Below are 16,876 nucleotides of genomic sequence, written 5' to 3'. Positions count from 1 at the left end.
GTTAGGGATCTAAACCTCCAATAATTCGCTGAGGGATAGCCAGTTTTCTTCTAATCTGGCTAAATCTTCTTCTAAAACACCAATTTTTTGACTGGTTTGGGTAATCTCATCAAGATTCGTTAACTTTTCAAGCTCTTGGACGAGACGATCACGCTCTAGGGTAGATTTTTCAATCTGTTGATTGGTTTTTTCTAATTCCTTTTGCAGTTTTTTCTGTTCGGGAGTGATAAAAGCTTTCTTCACCACAGGTGCTGGTTCGACTACTTTGGGAGCTGGAGCTTGAGTATCTTTTTTAGCTAGTTCTCTTTGACGTTTTGCCTCGTCAAGAAGATAGCGTTGATAATCTTCCAAGTCGCCATCAAACGGTGCGATACCTCCTTTTGAAACCATCCAAAACTCATCGCATACTGCTCGCAATAAGGCACGGTCATGACTGACTAACATCACAGACCCTTCAAATTCGTTGAGAGCCATCGAGAGCGCCTCTCGTGTGGCTAGGTCAAGGTGATTCGTCGGTTCATCCAGGAGTAGTAAGTTAGGACGTTGCCACACAATCATACAAAGCACTAAGCGCGCCTTCTCGCCCCCACTCATCGTACCTACAGTTTGGAAGATCATATCCCCGCTGAAGTTAAACATCCCTAAATAGGCGCGTAAATCTTGTTCCCTAGTTGGTTGTCCACTTAAGTTGCCTTCAGCAGTTGTTTTCTTTACGAGCGCAATCATATGCTCTAAAGGGTTGTCATTGGGATTCAATACATCGAGCTCTTGTTGAGCAAAGTAACCAATGTTTAAGCCTTTACCTTCGATAATTTCTCCAGCGATGGGCTTAAGTGTTCTGGCTATAGTCTTGACGACGGTCGACTTACCTTGACCATTAGCACCTAATACACCAATACGTTGACCTGCAAGTACAGACTTACTTACATTTTTAATGATAGTGGTTGGTTTTGAGCTCGGATCATCTGGTAACGCAGGATAACCAAAGGATGCTTCCTGAATGGATAACATCGGGTTTGGTAAATTGGCAGGTTCTTTAAATTCAAAAGTAAAATCAGCTTCTGCTAAAAGCGGCGCAATTTTCTCCATGCGATCTAAGGCCTTCACTCTACTTTGAGCTTGTTTGGCTTTACTAGCTTTAGCTTTAAATCGGGCAATAAATTTTTGTAAATGGGCAATTTTTTCTTGTTGCTTAGCGAAGGCGCTTTGTTGAAGAGCCATTTGCTCAGAACGTTGTTCTTCAAATGAACTATAGTTGCCACCATATCGATTTAATTTTGCGTGTTCGATATGAACGGTAACATTTGTTATCGAGTCTAAAAATTCACGATCATGACTAATTACAATCATTGTGCCAGTGTATTTTTTTAACCAAGCTTCAAGCCATACTAAGGCATCTAAATCTAAGTGGTTGGTTGGTTCGTCTAGCAGTAGGAGTTCTGAGGGGCACATTAACGCTCTGGCTAATTGGAGGCGCATCCGCCACCCTCCTGAAAAACTATTTACTGGATTTTGTAGTTCGCTTAATTTAAAACCTAAACCCAAGATCAACGATTGTGCTCTTGCAGGGGCATCATGCGCTCCGCAGTCGTAATAGTGCATATAGGCATTGGCCATTCTGTCGCCATCGCCACTTGCCTCCGCTGCGTCTACTTCTATTTGTGCAGCGACTAAATCCGTATCGCCTTCAATCACGAAATCTGTGGCGCTCTGATCCGTTTCTGGCATATTTTGAGCTACCTGCGCCATTCTCCATTGCGTTGGGATGCTAAATTCGCCACCATCCTCATGTAGTGAGGTATTCAAAAGTGCAAATAAAGAGGATTTACCAGCCCCATTTCGTCCCACAAGTCCTACTTTTTCCGCTGGATTGATGGTGAGGTTTGCTTGGTCAAGAATAACCTTCACACCACGCCTGAGGACGACATTTTTCAATTGAATCATATTTGGAGGGTATTTAGAGACATTTATTAGTAGTCGCTATTATGCCTTGTTGATAAGGGTTGTCAGTGAGTTTTAACCGATTCGTTCTATTGTAAAGCAGTAAATGATAACGATTCTCGTTTGTAATATAATAAAGTTCAATCTTAAAAAAAATTTTATTATGACTTTAGATCAAGCGACAAACGGACAGATCTTACGAGTGATGCGAATTCATTCCTTGCCGCAATCGATTGATTTGATCCAACAATTAGAAGACATTGGGTTTATTCCTGGAGAACAGGTGAGTGTCTTAAGACGAAATATTCTTGGTGGAGACCCGATGATGATTCGAGTTGGAACTTCAACATTTGCACTCAGAAAAAACGAAGCAGCCTTTGTAGAGGTCGAACCACTTTAAATCTATGTCTGAAGTTAAAATCAACTTTTATCCTAAAGAGCCACTTATTGCTTTGGTGGGTAATCCCAATAGCGGTAAAACATCCTTATTTAATCTTTTAACTGGTGGCAAGCAAAAAGTAGCAAATTATGCAGGCGTCACAGTTGAGAGAAAGGAGGGAAAGTTTTTCCTTGATTCGCAAAAGTTTATCCGTATTCTCGATTTACCAGGCGTTTACAGTCTTTATCCGCGTTCTTTAGATGAGCGGATTACCTGCAATGTGTTACTAGGAAAAGCTGAAGGAGAGAAGAAGCCTGATCTCGTCCTATGTATTTTGGACGCCACAAATTTAAGAAGAAATTTACGGCTAGTTCTGGCCGTGAAGAGAATGGGCTTGCCTTGTATTGTTGTTTTAAACATGATCGATCTAGCCAAGAAGCGAGGTATTGAAATCGATGTGGCGCGATTATCAGCAGAGTTGGAGTTGCCAGTTGTAACTTCCATTGGGGTTAAATCAAAAGGTGATGAAAACTTACGTCAAATGTTTTCAAGCATGGACTTTAGTAAACAAGGCCTAAAAAGTTTGCAACTTCTAGAAGAAGAGTCTCAACTATCCAGGGTTGAAGCTGATAATCTAATAGTTCAAGGCATATTAAAGCGCTTAGATTTAGATAAAATTATTTTAGATCCTCTGAGCGATCGTCTCGACAGGTATTTGCTACATCCAATCTTAGGACCTATCCTACTAATGGTAATTTTATTCCTGGTTTTTCAGGCGGTTTTTACATGGGCGAGTCTACCCATGGATCTGATTAAAGAAGCAACGGAATGGCTAGGAAATACCATAGGTGAATTGCTACCAGATGGTTGGGTAAGAAGTTTAATTGTTCATGGGGTTATCGCGGGTGCCGGCGGCGTCATTGTTTTTTTACCGCAAATCTTAATATTATTTTTCTTCATTTTGATTTTGGAGGAGAGTGGATATTTACCCAGGGCAGCATATTTATTAGATCGTCTTATGGGTTCTGTAGGTTTATCCGGCAGATCTTTTATTCCTCTTTTATCGAGTTTTGCATGCGCAATTCCTGGAATCATGGCAACTCGGACAATTTCAAATACCAGAGATCGAATTGTTACTATTTTAATTGCACCACTCATGACCTGTTCTGCAAGACTACCGGTCTACTCATTATTAATTGCGGCCTTTATTCCGAATAAAGACCTATGGATGGGGATTGGTTTACAAGGTTTTGTTTTGTTTATCTTGTATCTCAGCGGGATTATAGGTGCTTTGATCATTGCATGGATCCTAAAAAGATTCACCAGCAACAAAACACAAATGCATCCTCTATTAATGGAGTTGCCTGAGTATCATCTACCAGGGATAAAAAATATTCTGATTGGCCTTTGGCAAAGAGCCATCATATTTTTAAACCGAGTTGGGGGTACTTTAATGGTTCTTACCATCGGACTTTGGTTTTTAGCTAGTTATCCAGCAGCACCATTGGGAGCTACAAAACCATCGATTGAATACAGCTTTGCTGGAATGTTGGGTAAGTTGCTTGCTAAGGTATTTGAACCCATTGGCTTTAATTGGGAAATCAGTATCGCTTTAATACCAGGTATGGCAGCTAGAGAAGTGATTGTAAGTGCTCTGAGTACTGTTTACGCCGTTGCGGGTAACCCAGAAAACGCCTCTGAGGCATTGATGCCAATCATTTCTCACCAATGGAGTTTAGCAACCGCTTTATCCTTGCTTGCGTGGTTTGTGTTTGCTCCACAATGCCTTTCAACGATTGCAGCGGTAAAAAGGGAGACAGGAAACTATAAAGTCCCATTCATTATGTTGTCGTACTTGTTTGCATTAGCTTATTTTGCATCTTTTGTTACCTATAGGCTTGCACTAATTTGGGGCTTGGGATAATATAAAAATAGAAATTATTTGAACTAATTCAAGTAATTATCATAAACTACGAAGGCAATTGAAGATCATACTGATTGATTACACAATATAAAATTTACATGCAAATCAAAATTATTCTTCACCTCATTGTATTTTCAACCCTTATTACCATTAATAATATAAGAGACGTCATGGCAATAGAAGAACCAAAATTTGAAGTCGTTAGAAATTTTGATGCTTTTGAATTAAGAAAATATCCACCATTACTGATTGCTGAAGTCACAGTCTCAGGTGACAGAGGCGAAGCATCATCTGCGGGATTTCGGAAAATAGCTGATTTTATTTTTGGAAATAATACTGGCGTAGGTAAGCAGTCAAAAATAGATATGACTGTCCCTGTAGTCGTTGAGCCAATAAAAATTGAGATGACAGCTCCAGTTACAATCCAAGCATCGAGCAATGAGAAAAGTTGGAAAGTGCAATTTGTTATGCCTAGCCAATTTACATTAGAGTCTTTACCAAAGCCGAATAACGAGGAAGTGAAGATTGTGGTGGTGCCAGAAAAATATTACGCGGTTATAAAATTTTCAGGATTTACCGGTGATGAGTCAGTGGCCGAAAACACCACCTATTTAAAGGCGTGGATGGCTAGAGAACGCTTAACTGCTATAGGACTTCCACGACTTGCTAGATATAACCCTCCATGGACATTACCATTTTGGCGTAGAAATGAAATTCAAATTGAAGTAACTCCCTAGCCCTATTCTTGTATTATGGATTGGTAACTAGGTTCTTTGCAGTACTTAGCCGCAAATTTTGTCTCCTCTGTGTTGGACAAAATTTATGGCAGAAGCATTTCTACATCGTTATGGCAAAAAGCGAAGTCATAGGTCAATGACAACAGCGTAACTGCTCAAGAAAGTCGTGTTCAACGCTATTCCACCCATTATGTCTCTCTTATCGGATACAGGGATGCCATCATCTTGTATGTCACTATCGTGTGTCAATAAAATATATAGCCCAGCATGTACTCCCACTCCTACAAAAGGCTGTTCTTTAAGAAGGCGCAGAAAGTCGACTTAACTCTATTGCCTAGAACAATTAAGGAACTTTAGGCAACTATTACTTGGTTGAAGCTAAGTTTAAGTTTAATTAAGCTATTGGAGCTTCCAAATATCCAATGCATTATTGTTATCAGTGGTATTGTTGGACAGTTGGGCAAAAAAAAACCGACTCAAAAAAGAGTCGGTTTGATCAAAAAATTACTACTTAGTCATTAGCGTAGATATCAACATCTTTTGTTTCGCCTAAGAACAACGACCCAATTACTAGAGTTACAGCTGCTACAACGATTGGATACCATAAACCATGGTAAATATTACCGTTTTGTGCGACTAAAGCAAAAGAAATAGTTGGTAGTAAGCCACCAAACCAACCGTTACCAATGTGATAAGGGAGAGACATTGATGTGTAACGAATTCTGGTAGGGAACATTTCGACTAAATAAGCCGCAATTGGACCGTAAACCATCGTTACATAGATCACGAGGATTGTTAACAATAAAAGAACCATTGGCTTGTTGATTTCAGCAGGGTCAGCCTTTGTAGGGTAACCAGCAGCATTCAACGCATCACGGATGTCTTTCTTAAAGGCAGTGTCCTTGGCTTTCGCCTCATCTTTACTTAAACCTTTAGATGAGTAGGATTCAATTTCAGTTTCACCGATCTTAACTTTAGCAACAGTTCCAGCCGCACCAGCTACAGAGGAGTAACTTGCAGAGTTACTTGCCATAACTTGCTTGGCAATGTCACAAGAACTTGTAAACTTAGCTGTACCGGTAGGGTTAAATTGGAAAGTACACTCAGCTGGATCTACAGTGATTGTAGCTGGAGCATTTGCCATAGCGCTTTCTAATTTTGGATTAGCATAGTGCGTTAAGTTATTAAAGATTGAAACTGGTGTATTTGGTAGGTAAGTAATGATGGCTAATAAAAGGCCTAACATGATCACTAGTTTACGACCAATCTTATCGGACAAAGTTCCGAATAATAGGAAAAATGGTGTGCCTACAAATAATGCTACAGCAATCAAAATATTCGCCGTATAAGCATCTACTTTAAGAACTTGTGTCATGAAGAAGAGGGCATAAAACTGACCTGTATACCAAACCACAGCCTGACCAGCCACCAAACCAAAAAGTGCCAAAATTACGATTTTAAGGTTCTTCCATTGTCCAAAAGATTCACCTAGAGGGGATTTGGAAAGTTTGCCTTCGTTTTTCATTTTTTGGAATGCCGGAGATTCTGACATTTGTAAACGAATGTAAAGTGAAACACCCAATAATAATACTGAAATTACAAATGGAACTCTCCATCCCCAAACTTCGAAGTTAGGGCCTGTAACTTCACGTGTAATCAAAATCACAATTAATGACAGGAATAAACCGGCAGTTGCAGTAGTTTGAATCCATGAGGTATACGCCCCACGTTTACTAGCAGGAGCATGTTCAGCAACATAAGTTGCAGCACCACCGTACTCACCGCCTAAGGCTAATCCTTGTAGTAAACGCAAGATAATTAGAATAACAGGAGCGGCAACACCAATGGAAGCATAATTTGGGAGAATTCCGACTAAGAATGTGGAAGCACCCATGATCACAATCGTTACGAGGAAGGTGTATTTACGACCAATCAAATCGCCTAAACGACCAAATACTAAGGCGCCAAAAGGACGAACAATAAATCCTGCAGCAAAAGCCAATAGAGCAAAAATGAAAGCAGAACCTTCATCTAAACCCGAGAAAAACTGTTTTGCGATAATGGCAGCTAATGATCCATATAAATAAAAGTCATACCATTCAAATACGGTGCCTAAAGAGGACGCAATAATAACTTTGCGTTCTTCAGCAGTCATTGGCGCAGCTTTACCTGAACCAACTGAAGTTGATGCTGTCATGTTTAACTCCTACTGTTAAATTAAAATAATAGAACTACTAGATCATTATGCCGATTTAAACCATAAAATAGATATCAATCTAGGGTAACTCCTTACATTGACTCGAAAAATTTTTAAATATGAGAGTATTCAATTGATTAACGAAAAAGTTCCCAAAAGAGTATTCATTCGACGGTAGGATAAATCTTACAAAATATCAGCTAAAAGTCAGACAACCATGCTGTATATTCAATGTGAATGAGGAAATAATGAACTTAATTTAAAAAGATGCTTGAATTTTTAACTGTTTTTATATACAGTATGAGAAAGTAAGCAAAATAAGCAAATAACACTGAATGGAAAAGAACATCGTATGATTGGAAAAAAAATGGAAGATAAAAAGTCAAAAAGCAGTGCGACTACAAATTCATCCGCTACTTCAGCAAACCAAGAATTTAACGGGCTTTCTGGTGAAAAGCAAAAGGCTTTAAGTGCAGCCTTAGCGCAGATTGAAAAGCAATTTGGCAAAGGCTCAATCATGAGACTGGGTGATGCCGAAATTGCTCAAGACATTCAAGTTGTTTCGACAGGCTCACTTGGACTTGATATAGCTTTAGGAGTTGGCGGATTAGCAAGGGGGCGAGTAATTGAAATTTACGGTCCAGAGTCCTCAGGAAAAACAACACTTACACTTCATGCAGTGGCCGAAATGCAAAAACTTGGTGGTACCTGTGCATTTATTGATGCTGAGCATGCTTTGGATGTCCAATACGCAGCAAAACTTGGGGTCGATGTTAACAACCTACTCATATCACAACCAGACACAGGCGAACAAGCCCTTGAAATTGCGGATGCATTAGTAAGGTCGGGTTCAATTGATCTGATTGTTATCGACTCTGTGGCAGCCCTTGTTCCAAAAGCAGAAATCGAGGGGGAAATGGGAGATTCATTACCTGGCTTGCAAGCTAGATTAATGTCTCAAGCACTTCGTAAGCTCACAGGAACCATTAAACGAACTAATTCGATGATTATTTTTATTAATCAAATTCGTATGAAAATTGGCGTAATGTTCGGCTCGCCCGAAACGACAACGGGCGGTAATGCCCTTAAGTTTTATGCTTCCATGAGATTAGATATTAGACGAATTGGTAGTATTAAAAAGGGTGACGAGAACATTGGTAATGAGACAAGAGTAAAAGTTGTAAAAAATAAAGTATCACCGCCATTCAGAGAAGCAATATTTGACATCATGTATGGCACAGGAATTTCTAGAGAAGGTGAAATTATTGATATGGGCGTTGAAGCTGATATCGTGGACAAATCAGGATCTTGGTATAGCTATAAGGGTGAGAAAATTGGGCAGGGTAAAGATAATGCGCGAGATTTCTTAAAAGCAAACCCAGCATTAAGTAAAGAAATTGAAGGTTTAATAAGAGATAAGCTCAGCACGAAGTCATCAAAATCAGTCATTGCAGGAGTTGAGGAAGATGAAGTTGAGCCACCAACAGCTTAAAGATTAACTAGTGTTATCAGATGAAAATGCTCGTCCTAAGATAAGTCTTATCGGACGAGCAATCAAATATTTGTCAAATCGGGAATATAGCCAATTTGAATTAAGAAAAAAACTACTTCCTTATGCAAGTTCGGAAGAGGAGTTAGATGCAGTAATTGCAAAACTATTAGATAAAGGGTATTTGTCTAATGAGCGTTTTACCCAAAGTTTTATATCAAGTAAATCATCCAAATTTGGCATCCGTAAGCTCACTCACGTTTTACAACAGCACCAACTAGCGCCCGAAATGTTAAAGGTCGAACTAGGAAAATTGAAGGAATCAGAGTTTCAGCGTTGTTACGAAGTATGGGAAAAGAAATTTGGCATGCTGACAAATGAACCAAATGAATTAGCAAAACAAATCAGATTTTTAGCGAGTCGAGGCTTTCCTCAAGAGGTCATAATGGGGATTGTAAGAGGAAAACATCCGAACTAGCCCGTTGAAAATGTTAGACTAATGGCATGTCAGAAAATCAAATAGAGAAAAACCCTAATCGTCAGCTAATTCATCATCGTGAATTTGATATAAAAGTATTTAAAAGAGATGATGGATTATGGGATGTTGAAGCACAACTTATTGATACTAAGGGAAAAGATTTTGACTTGGTAGTTGTTCACTTAAAAAAAGGTGAGCCGGTTCATTTCATGAAAATTCTCTTAACCATCAATACGAAGATGGAAGTCCTGTTTGCAGAGGCCGAAATGTTGGCTAAACCATATCCTGGGTATTGCGAACAAATCGTTCCAGATTATTCGAAATTAGTGGGATTAAATCTTTCCGAGGGATTTAGAAATGGAGTTAAGGAAAGAATGGGCGGTATTCAAGGTTGTACGCATATTAATGAATTAAGCAACGTATTACCAACCGCAGTCTACCAAGCATTCGTAAACGAAGTATTTCCTGTAACGGTACCTTATGACCCAAATAAAGTGCCAAAACAAAAACTTCCGTTCCAGTTTAATGGTTGCCACAGCTGGAATGTAAACGGTGAAGTAGTAAAAAAATATCATCCAACATGGTATGGATTTAAGGAAGATGCTTAAGACTTAAATTCTCAAAACACTCATTTGACGTAATTAGTTCATTCAAAACATTTATCATTATTAAACTTGTTCAATAAAAGGAAGACTTCATGAAAATCCACGAATACCAAGGCAAAGAAATCCTTCGCCAATTTAACGTTCCAGTGCCAAATGGCATTCCAGTATTTAGTGTTGACGAAGCGGTTGCAGCCGCTGAAAAATTAGGCGGACCAGTTTGGGTTGTTAAAGCTCAAATTCATGCAGGTGGTCGAGGTAAAGGTGGTGGCGTGAAGGTAGCTAAAAGCCTAGAAGACGTTAGAAAATATTCGACTGATATTTTAGGGATGATGTTGAAAACCCATCAAACAGGCCCTGAAGGACAGTTGGTTAGAAGGCTTCTGATTGAAGATGGTGCAGATATTAAAAAAGAGTATTACGTAGGTATTTTGACAGATCGTGAAACTCAAAAAGTTGTTGTAATGGCCTCCAGTGAAGGCGGTATGGATATTGAAGAAGTCGCTGCTCATACACCTGAAAAAATTATTAAAGAATTTATTAATCCATTAGAAGGTATGACCGAAGCCCAAGCTAGTAACCTCGTAAAAGGTATTGGCGTACCAGAGGCATCACAAGCACAAGCTAAAGAAGTTTTAGTGAATTTATTTAAAACTTACATGCAAACAGATGCATCATTAGTCGAAATCAATCCTTTAATTCTTGAAGGCAATGGGAATATTAAAGCTTTAGATGCAAAGTTTAACTTTGATCCAAATGCATTGTTTAGACATCCAGAAATCGTCGCTTATCGTGATGAAGCAGAAGAAGACCCAGCGGAAATTGAAGCTTCGAAATTTGACTTAGCGTACATTTCATTAGATGGAAACATTGGCTGTTTGGTGAATGGTGCTGGTTTAGCGATGGCCACAATGGACACGATTAAACTGTTTGGTGGCGAGCCAGCAAACTTTTTGGACGTAGGTGGTGGTGCTACAGCTGAAAAAGTGACTGAAGCTTTCAAGATTATGCTGAAGAATGAAAAAGTCAAAGCAATTTTGGTGAATATTTTTGGTGGCATTATGCGTTGCGACGTGATTGCCACTGGAATTATTACAGCTTGTAAAGCCGTGAACCTCTCAGTACCTTTAGTTGTTCGTATGAAAGGAACTAATGAAGATATTGGCAAGAAAATGTTAGCTGAATCTGGTTTGCCAATTATTAGTGCAGACACAATGGCTGAAGCTGCTACAAAAGTTGTTGCTTCTGTTAAATAAGAATATCTAAGGAATACATATGTCAATCTTGATAAATAAAAATACGCGCGTAATTACACAGGGTATCACTGGTAAAACTGGTCAGTTTCATACAGAAAAATGCCAAGAATATGCAAACGGAAAAGAGTGTTTTGTCGCTGGAGTTAATCCTAAAAAAGCAGGCGAATCCATCTTTCAAATTCCTATTTTCGGAACAGTAAAAGAAGCAGCTCAACAAACAGGCGCAACAGTTTCAGTTATTTACGTACCGCCAGCAGGTGCTGCAGCAGCAATTTGGGAAGCAGTTGAAGCTGATCTAGATTTAGCGATTTGTATCACTGAGGGTATTCCAGTCCGTGATATGTTAGAAGTTAGAAATCGTATGAAGGAAAAAGAAGCTAGGGGTGGCAAGAAAACTTTGTTACTTGGACCAAACTGCCCAGGTCTAATTACACCTGAAGAAATCAAAATCGGTATTATGCCTGGTCATATTCACCGTAAAGGCCGTATTGGCGTGGTAAGCCGTTCTGGTACGCTAACTTATGAAGCAGTAGCCCAATTAACTGAAATTGGTTTAGGTCAATCATCAGCAGTTGGTATCGGTGGCGATCCAATTAATGGTTTGAAGCATATTGACGTAATGAAAGCCTTTAATGATGATCCAGATACAGATGCTGTGATTATGATTGGTGAAATTGGTGGACCGGATGAAGCTGATGCAGCGCGTTGGTGTAAAGAAAATATGAAGAAACCAATCGTTGGATTTATTGCCGGTGTAACCGCTCCTGCTGGAAAAAGAATGGGTCACGCAGGTGCTCTAATTTCTGGTGGTGCTGATACAGCTGATGCAAAATTAGCAGTAATGGAAGAGTGTGGCTTTAAAGTAACAAGAAACCCTTCTGAAATGGCACGTATCCTTAAATCATTAATATAATAACTTTCTGAATCAGCGAAAATGGGAGGAAACTCCCTTTTTTGTTGTCTGATTTTTACTAATCAGTTGAATTTAAGCTATGATGTTCAAAATATTCAAATAACTAGGGGAAAAAGAAGATGGATTTTACTGCTCAAAGCACGTGGATTGCGCTAGGCATGATTATGTTTACTAACATTATTTTGTCTGGAGATAATGCTGTTGTAATTGCAATGGCATCAAGAAATTTACCTAAGGAACATCAAAAGAGAGCAATTTTTTGGGGTAGCGCTGCAGCAATTATTTTGCGGGTCATACTTACTTTGACAGCTGTGCAATTGTTAACTTTACCGTATTTAAAAATTATTGGTGCGGTTTTACTTGTATATATTGGCGTTCAGTTATTAGCTGAAGGCGATGATGAGGATGATGGCATTGAAGGTTCTTCTAACCTCCTAAAAGCCGTTAAAACAATTCTAATTGCTGATTTGGTAATGAGTTTAGATAACGTGATTGCCGTAGTTGGAGTTGCCAATAAAGCTCCAGAGGAAGCGCGTATTCCATTAATCTTAATTGGCCTAGCTTTAAGTATTCCATTGATTATTTTTGGCAGCACAATTCTTTTAAAAATTATGGATAGATTCCCATTTATCGTAGTTTTAGGTGCTGGCTTACTCGGGTTGTTAGCAGGCGAGATGGTACTAACAGATCCTTCATTAGTTAAATTCTTTGAGACTGCGCCAAGCGAGTTACATTGGGTATTACCTATACTAGGTATTGCATCTGTTCTAGCGATTGGTTATACGCTAAAGAGGAAGCATCAAAAAGATTAAAGTTCATATGTAACGCAATAAAATAAAGGGGAAATTTATTTCCCCTTTTTTCTTTGTAAGATTCATCTTACTCATTAAAAGACAAATCTGACATTCACCACCCCCTAAAGGACCAAAATAATTTGGCAAACTTTTCTCTTTAGTTAAAGGAGAAATGATGATGAAGAAAATAGTAATTACGAATTTAAAACAGGAAAGTGGATTTACATTAATAGAGCTTATGGTGGTAGTAGCAATTATTGCAATATTAGCGTCAATTGCAGTGCCTCAATACCAAGAATACATTGCTAGAGGAAGAGTTGCTGAAGGCTTGAGCCTAGCCTCTTCAGCCAAAATGATTGTATCCGAGGCATACGCAGCAAATGGTCCTAGTTCGATGGTCGAGGCAACAAAAAATAGCTTTAAATTTAAACCCACAACTGGCGTTAACGATATAACAATCGAGGATACAGGAGCAATTTTGATCGAGTTTTCAGATGCCGTTGCTCCCGCCGAACACAACTTATTGATCCTTTACCCCTCAAATAATCCCAAACTAGATTCAAGCGCTATTGATTTGGCTAACAAGAAGCTGGCAGAAGCTTGGGCTGGAGGATGGTCATGTAAAGGAAATGGTGCAACAATTTCTAAAAAATTGTTACCTGCGGAATGTCGGTAAATTTAGTTTGGATTAAATAATGAACGAAAAAATTCGTTCATTCTAATTCAATGCATTTAACCCAAGGTATAAAAACCAATTATCTAAGCTACCAAATGGCATTGAATTCACAATCCCTTTAATGGGGGATTGTTGGATGATGCGATAGTTGATTTAATACAGTCATGGAAAATCATAATAATAAAATTCACCATCATTTTATGAAAGATACAAGTTATAAATTGATGGTGAATTTTGACGAATTTGAACTAAGAAAATATACTCCTGCAACTGTTTTAGAAATAGTGGCAATAGGGAGCAGAACAAACGCACTTATAAAAGCCAAAAGGAAACTGTTAGCGTTAATTGAACAAAATAAAAAAATATTGATCAATGAGTCTGCCAGTAATCGTAGCATCCCAGAAATATTGATTGAACCTTTAGCCAAGAGAAACGAATGGAAATTTATATTCTTTCTAGAAAATAATGACTTACCACTAAGCGTTTTTCAGAAAAGAATAACAATGAGTAATCAGCCAGAAAAACATTACGGCACAGTTAGAGTCATAGGGCTAATGAGTAATGAAAAGATAGTACAAAAAATCTTGTTATTAAAATCATGGTTAGCGAAAGAAAAATTGCTTATTGTTGGAAAGCCAAAGATCGCAATGTATAAATCCTACTGGAACATTGCTTTTTTGAAAAGAGTAGAAATATATATTGAAGTAGAGCCTTCAGTTAAAAACTGATTATCAATAAATTCACAAAGTAGCAAATTTCATCAATTCAGATAAAGATTTCAATTCAAGTTTGCGCATCACTTCTTGTTTATATTGTTTGGTCGTTTCTATCGAAATACCTAAAGTTTGCGAAAGCTCTGCATTGCTATAACCCTTTTTTAAAAGCTCATAGACTTGAAATTCACGAGGAGATAATTTTCTTAGAGTGGAATCTAAATTTTTGCGAAATGAAATTTCTCGGACATAAGCCTTATCAACTGCAATTCCTTTGTCAATCGCAGTAAATAAATCTTCGCTATTAAAAGGTTTTATTAAAAAATCAATAGCGCCCTGTTTCATTCCTTGGATAATTTGATATTCCGTACTTTCTCCACTGATAAAAATAAATGGAATTATTCTACCAATTTCTACAAGTGCGGATTGTAAGTTGACACCAGAAATTCCTGGCATTCTCATGTCTGAGACGATAACAGCGGGCGCAAAATTGAAAGGAGAGTTTAAAAAATCAATAGCATTACTAAAAGCATGGACAACATAACCACCTAAGGTGAGTAAAGAATGTAAATCAACCCGTAAAAAGTCATCATCCTCTAATAAAACAACGTGAGAAGAATTACTTAATTGCAATCGTGGCTGATTTTCTAAACTCATAAAACTAAAATGATTAAATAAGCTTTCATTATGACAACTTGTAATAGCTTGTGTTATCCCCTGATTGGGGGGGGGTGTAAATTGGCAACTTTATCATTAACTTTGCACCAACTCCTGGAGAGTTCAGTAACTCGATATTGCCAAAATTTTTCTCCAAAATAAATTTTGAAAGCCACAATCCAAACCCCATGCCCTCTTTTTTGGTGGTTCGAAGTAGTTCAAAAATTTTATCTTCTTGATCAATCGAGAATCCGTGTCCATTATCTAGAATCGATAAAATAATAGATTCGTCCTCGATGAGAGTACTGATGGTAATCTCGCCATTATTGGGGTTATTTTTTTGTATCGCTTGCATGGAGTTATTCAATAGATTTAGTAGAACTTGCTGTAACTCATGCGGATTTGCCATAATCGAAGGCATTTCCTTCTCTAATTGGAGACTTAATTTAATATTATTTTTGTTAATCGTTGAACTAACTAGATCGATACTTAGTCGAATTACATCATTAATATTTAATTCTAAGAGTTCTTTTTTAACAGAAAATAAACTTTTTAAAGCCTTCAAAGTTTGTCCAGCCCTTTGTGTGTCACGCAGAATATAAGTGACTGAATTTTGTACGTCTCCCGACAGTAAGTGCCTAGAAGTAAGTTGCATACTCAAAATTTCGGTATTTGCTTGAATACTAGCAAGTGGATGACTTAATTCATGAGCAATTGAAGCAGATAAGGCACCAGATACTATAAATTTATTTGAGTTTTGCACAGCCTCAGTTAACGAGGTTTGTTGAATTAATAAATTCTTAATCAGTGCATTTTCATCTGAGGTTCGCCTTGAAAGTTCATTCACTTGTTCAAATAAAAAGGCATTAATAAATACAAAAATAATTAAGTCAAATGTAATCAATGTCCCTTTAAACATATAGAACGGAGTTGTTGCAAGAGAAAGATTGAGTAAGATGGAATCATGTTTATAGGTTGATATTAGTAAATAGATCAACACGAAGAATAGGGTAATCGTTTTCAGAAAGACAACCAGGCAAGATAAATTAATGAACGAATTTTTATGGGATTTCTGTAATATATATAGCTCATGAAATTCCCAGTAGCAACCAATAAAATGAAAACATGCTGCTAAGATCAAAATATAATTTATATCAACACTTAAAAACGAAAGAAAGAAGAAAAAAAACTGTAAGCAAATGATGATCAGAATGAATCTTTTAGTTTCGAGCTGAGTAAATTTTTGACGAACATTTTTAAAAAAGATTGCAAGACTTGCTCTAGAACCGAAGTAAAGTATGGCATTAAAAATAAACAATTTACTAGAAAACGGTAAATCAACATTTTCTGTGCTATCAAAAATAAAAGAAGTAATTCGAACAAAAATTAAAGTAAAGTTAAAAACTAATGAAAGAAGCAGAAAGTTGCTAATATCTTTGATATAAATATTTTTTTTGCGAGTATGTAATGTACTCACCAATAGAGTAATTAAAAATAAGCATATAGCGAGATTAAAAGGTAGGATTGCAACAAGCATAAAAATCCATTAAAAATCATTTAGAGATCTTGAGGCGCAGAAAATATGAATGTTCTTTGCCTAAAAATAGTTGTGCAAACTTAAACAGCCTTCCAATCCCCTGACTTCCCACCACTTTTTTCCAGTAGTTTGATATCTCCCATCATCATGCCTCGGTCAACGGCCTTACACATATCATAGATGGTTAGCAATGCAACCTGAACCGCTGTCAGAGCTTCCATTTCTACGCCTGTTGGGCCAATGGTTTGGGCTTTTGATACACAACGTACAGAATATTCATCAAGTAAAATCTCAAAATCAACGGTAACATTTGTTAAATTGATTGGATGGCACAAAGGTATCAGAGAACTAGTCTGTTTAGCTCCCATGATCCCAGCGATTCGAGCGATACCGAGAACATCACCTTTTTTATGATTTCCTGCAATAATCAAGTCTAAAGTGTTTGGTAACATCGTGATTTTCCCAGTAGCAATTGCGATGCGAGCCGTTGATGTTTTGGCCCCGACGTCTACCATGTGGGCGTCACCAGTTTGGTTAAAGTGAGTAAGCATTATTGATTAGGATCTTTGTTTAAAAATTGAGA

The 16,876-nt window shown here is 37.8% G+C and carries 16 protein-coding genes; 11 read left to right on the top strand and 5 right to left on the bottom strand.

All coding sequences use genetic code 11. The features are described 5' to 3' along the window. Positions 1-9 precede the first annotated feature (9 nt). Positions 10-1,944: an ABC-F family ATP-binding cassette domain-containing protein gene (locus B8983_RS04180; protein ID WP_084282869.1), complete on the bottom strand. Its 1,935-nt coding sequence runs from the start codon at positions 1,942-1,944 to the stop codon at positions 10-12. 160 nt (positions 1,945-2,104) lie between these two features. On the opposite strand from B8983_RS04180, the gene B8983_RS04175 reads away from it, so the two are divergent. From B8983_RS04175 to B8983_RS04165, 3 genes are all read left to right on the top strand, one after another. Then, on the top strand, positions 2,105-2,341 hold the full coding sequence (locus B8983_RS04175) for a FeoA family protein (RefSeq protein ID WP_084282868.1): 237 nt from the start codon (positions 2,105-2,107) through the stop codon (positions 2,339-2,341). A 4-nt stretch (positions 2,342-2,345) separates the two neighbouring features. Then, entirely contained in the window at positions 2,346-4,244 is a 1,899-nt protein-coding gene (feoB, locus tag B8983_RS04170) for a ferrous iron transporter B (protein WP_084282867.1), read from the top strand. 170 nt (positions 4,245-4,414) lie between these two features. Beyond that, positions 4,415-4,981 carry an SOUL family heme-binding protein gene (locus B8983_RS04165; protein ID WP_084282866.1) on the top strand — a complete coding sequence of 189 codons (567 nt, stop codon included), beginning with the start codon at positions 4,415-4,417 and terminating at the stop codon, positions 4,979-4,981. Positions 4,982-5,492: 511 nt separating this feature from the next. Here B8983_RS04165 and B8983_RS04160 read toward each other — a convergent pair. Further along, entirely contained in the window at positions 5,493-7,178 is a 1,686-nt protein-coding gene (locus tag B8983_RS04160) for an MFS transporter (protein ID WP_084282865.1), read from the bottom strand. A gap of 367 nt (positions 7,179-7,545) precedes the next feature. Here B8983_RS04160 and recA point away from each other — a divergent pair, with 367 nt between their 5' ends. The 8 genes from recA to B8983_RS04120 all read left to right on the top strand — a co-directional run bounded on the left by recA (position 7,546) and on the right by B8983_RS04120 (position 14,114). Next, the gene (gene recA, locus B8983_RS04155; protein WP_084282968.1) at positions 7,546-8,670 is read left to right on the top strand and encodes a recombinase RecA; all 1,125 of its coding nucleotides are present in this window, start codon (positions 7,546-7,548) and stop codon (positions 8,668-8,670) included. Positions 8,671-8,680: 10 nt separating this feature from the next. Further along, positions 8,681-9,145 (top strand): recombination regulator RecX, encoded by a 465-nt coding sequence (gene recX, locus B8983_RS04150; RefSeq protein ID WP_084282864.1) that lies wholly within the window; start codon positions 8,681-8,683, stop codon positions 9,143-9,145. Between the two features lie 26 nt (positions 9,146-9,171). Further along, positions 9,172-9,753 carry a DUF2889 domain-containing protein gene (locus B8983_RS04145; protein ID WP_084282863.1) on the top strand — a complete coding sequence of 194 codons (582 nt, stop codon included), beginning with the start codon at positions 9,172-9,174 and terminating at the stop codon, positions 9,751-9,753. 89 nt (positions 9,754-9,842) lie between these two features. Further along, positions 9,843-11,003 carry an ADP-forming succinate--CoA ligase subunit beta gene (sucC, locus tag B8983_RS04140; RefSeq protein WP_084282862.1) on the top strand — a complete coding sequence of 387 codons (1,161 nt, stop codon included), beginning with the start codon at positions 9,843-9,845 and terminating at the stop codon, positions 11,001-11,003. A gap of 19 nt (positions 11,004-11,022) precedes the next feature. Then, a complete protein-coding gene (sucD, locus tag B8983_RS04135; RefSeq protein WP_084282861.1) occupies positions 11,023-11,916 on the top strand; it encodes a succinate--CoA ligase subunit alpha in 894 nt (297 codons plus the stop codon). Positions 11,917-12,035: 119 nt separating this feature from the next. Beyond that, positions 12,036-12,728 (top strand): TerC family protein, encoded by a 693-nt coding sequence (locus B8983_RS04130; protein ID WP_084282860.1) that lies wholly within the window; start codon positions 12,036-12,038, stop codon positions 12,726-12,728. Positions 12,729-12,882: 154 nt separating this feature from the next. Next, entirely contained in the window at positions 12,883-13,386 is a 504-nt protein-coding gene (locus tag B8983_RS04125; RefSeq protein ID WP_304442175.1) for a pilin, read from the top strand. 164 nt (positions 13,387-13,550) lie between these two features. Beyond that, positions 13,551-14,114 (top strand): heme-binding protein, encoded by a 564-nt coding sequence (locus tag B8983_RS04120; protein WP_084282859.1) that lies wholly within the window; start codon positions 13,551-13,553, stop codon positions 14,112-14,114. 12 nt (positions 14,115-14,126) lie between these two features. Here the strand turns inward: B8983_RS04120 and B8983_RS04115 are convergent, their stop codons facing one another. The 3 genes from B8983_RS04115 to moaC all read right to left on the bottom strand — a co-directional run bounded on the left by B8983_RS04115 (position 14,127) and on the right by moaC (position 16,844). Next, a complete protein-coding gene (locus B8983_RS04115) occupies positions 14,127-14,756 on the bottom strand; it encodes a response regulator transcription factor (protein ID WP_084282858.1) in 630 nt (209 codons plus the stop codon). A gap of 28 nt (positions 14,757-14,784) precedes the next feature. Further along, positions 14,785-15,660, bottom strand: coding sequence for a sensor histidine kinase (locus B8983_RS13990; protein ID WP_159460804.1), 876 nt, complete (start codon positions 15,658-15,660; stop codon positions 14,785-14,787). Positions 15,661-16,373: 713 nt separating this feature from the next. After that, positions 16,374-16,844 (bottom strand): cyclic pyranopterin monophosphate synthase MoaC, encoded by a 471-nt coding sequence (gene moaC, locus B8983_RS04105; protein ID WP_084282856.1) that lies wholly within the window; start codon positions 16,842-16,844, stop codon positions 16,374-16,376. Positions 16,845-16,876 lie beyond the last annotated feature (32 nt).

Source organism: Polynucleobacter kasalickyi (genome assembly GCF_900176405.1).
GTDB lineage: Bacteria > Pseudomonadota > Gammaproteobacteria > Burkholderiales > Burkholderiaceae > Polynucleobacter > Polynucleobacter kasalickyi.
The sequence above is the reverse complement of the archived record's forward strand: the minus strand, read 5'-3'. Positions and strand labels throughout refer to the sequence as shown.

What these genes read in the sequence shown, in the direction of transcription:
- B8983_RS04180 (WP_084282869.1), bottom strand. Translation starts at nt 1,944, where the DNA reads ATGATTCAATTGAAAAATGTCGTCCTCAGGCGTGGTGTGAAGGTTATT.
- B8983_RS04175 (WP_084282868.1), top strand. Translation starts at nt 2,105, where the DNA reads ATGACTTTAGATCAAGCGACAAACGGACAGATCTTACGAGTGATGCGA.
- feoB (WP_084282867.1), top strand. Translation starts at nt 2,346, where the DNA reads ATGTCTGAAGTTAAAATCAACTTTTATCCTAAAGAGCCACTTATTGCT.
- B8983_RS04165 (WP_084282866.1), top strand. Translation starts at nt 4,415, where the DNA reads ATGGCAATAGAAGAACCAAAATTTGAAGTCGTTAGAAATTTTGATGCT.
- B8983_RS04160 (WP_084282865.1), bottom strand. Translation starts at nt 7,178, where the DNA reads ATGACAGCATCAACTTCAGTTGGTTCAGGTAAAGCTGCGCCAATGACT.
- recA (WP_084282968.1), top strand. Translation starts at nt 7,546, where the DNA reads ATGGAAGATAAAAAGTCAAAAAGCAGTGCGACTACAAATTCATCCGCT.
- B8983_RS04145 (WP_084282863.1), top strand. Translation starts at nt 9,172, where the DNA reads ATGTCAGAAAATCAAATAGAGAAAAACCCTAATCGTCAGCTAATTCAT.
- sucC (WP_084282862.1), top strand. Translation starts at nt 9,843, where the DNA reads ATGAAAATCCACGAATACCAAGGCAAAGAAATCCTTCGCCAATTTAAC.
- sucD (WP_084282861.1), top strand. Translation starts at nt 11,023, where the DNA reads ATGTCAATCTTGATAAATAAAAATACGCGCGTAATTACACAGGGTATC.
- B8983_RS04130 (WP_084282860.1), top strand. Translation starts at nt 12,036, where the DNA reads ATGGATTTTACTGCTCAAAGCACGTGGATTGCGCTAGGCATGATTATG.
- B8983_RS04125 (WP_304442175.1), top strand. Translation starts at nt 12,883, where the DNA reads ATGATGATGAAGAAAATAGTAATTACGAATTTAAAACAGGAAAGTGGA.
- B8983_RS04120 (WP_084282859.1), top strand. Translation starts at nt 13,551, where the DNA reads ATGGAAAATCATAATAATAAAATTCACCATCATTTTATGAAAGATACA.
- B8983_RS04115 (WP_084282858.1), bottom strand. Translation starts at nt 14,756, where the DNA reads ATGAGTTTAGAAAATCAGCCACGATTGCAATTAAGTAATTCTTCTCAC.
- moaC (WP_084282856.1), bottom strand. Translation starts at nt 16,844, where the DNA reads ATGCTTACTCACTTTAACCAAACTGGTGACGCCCACATGGTAGACGTC.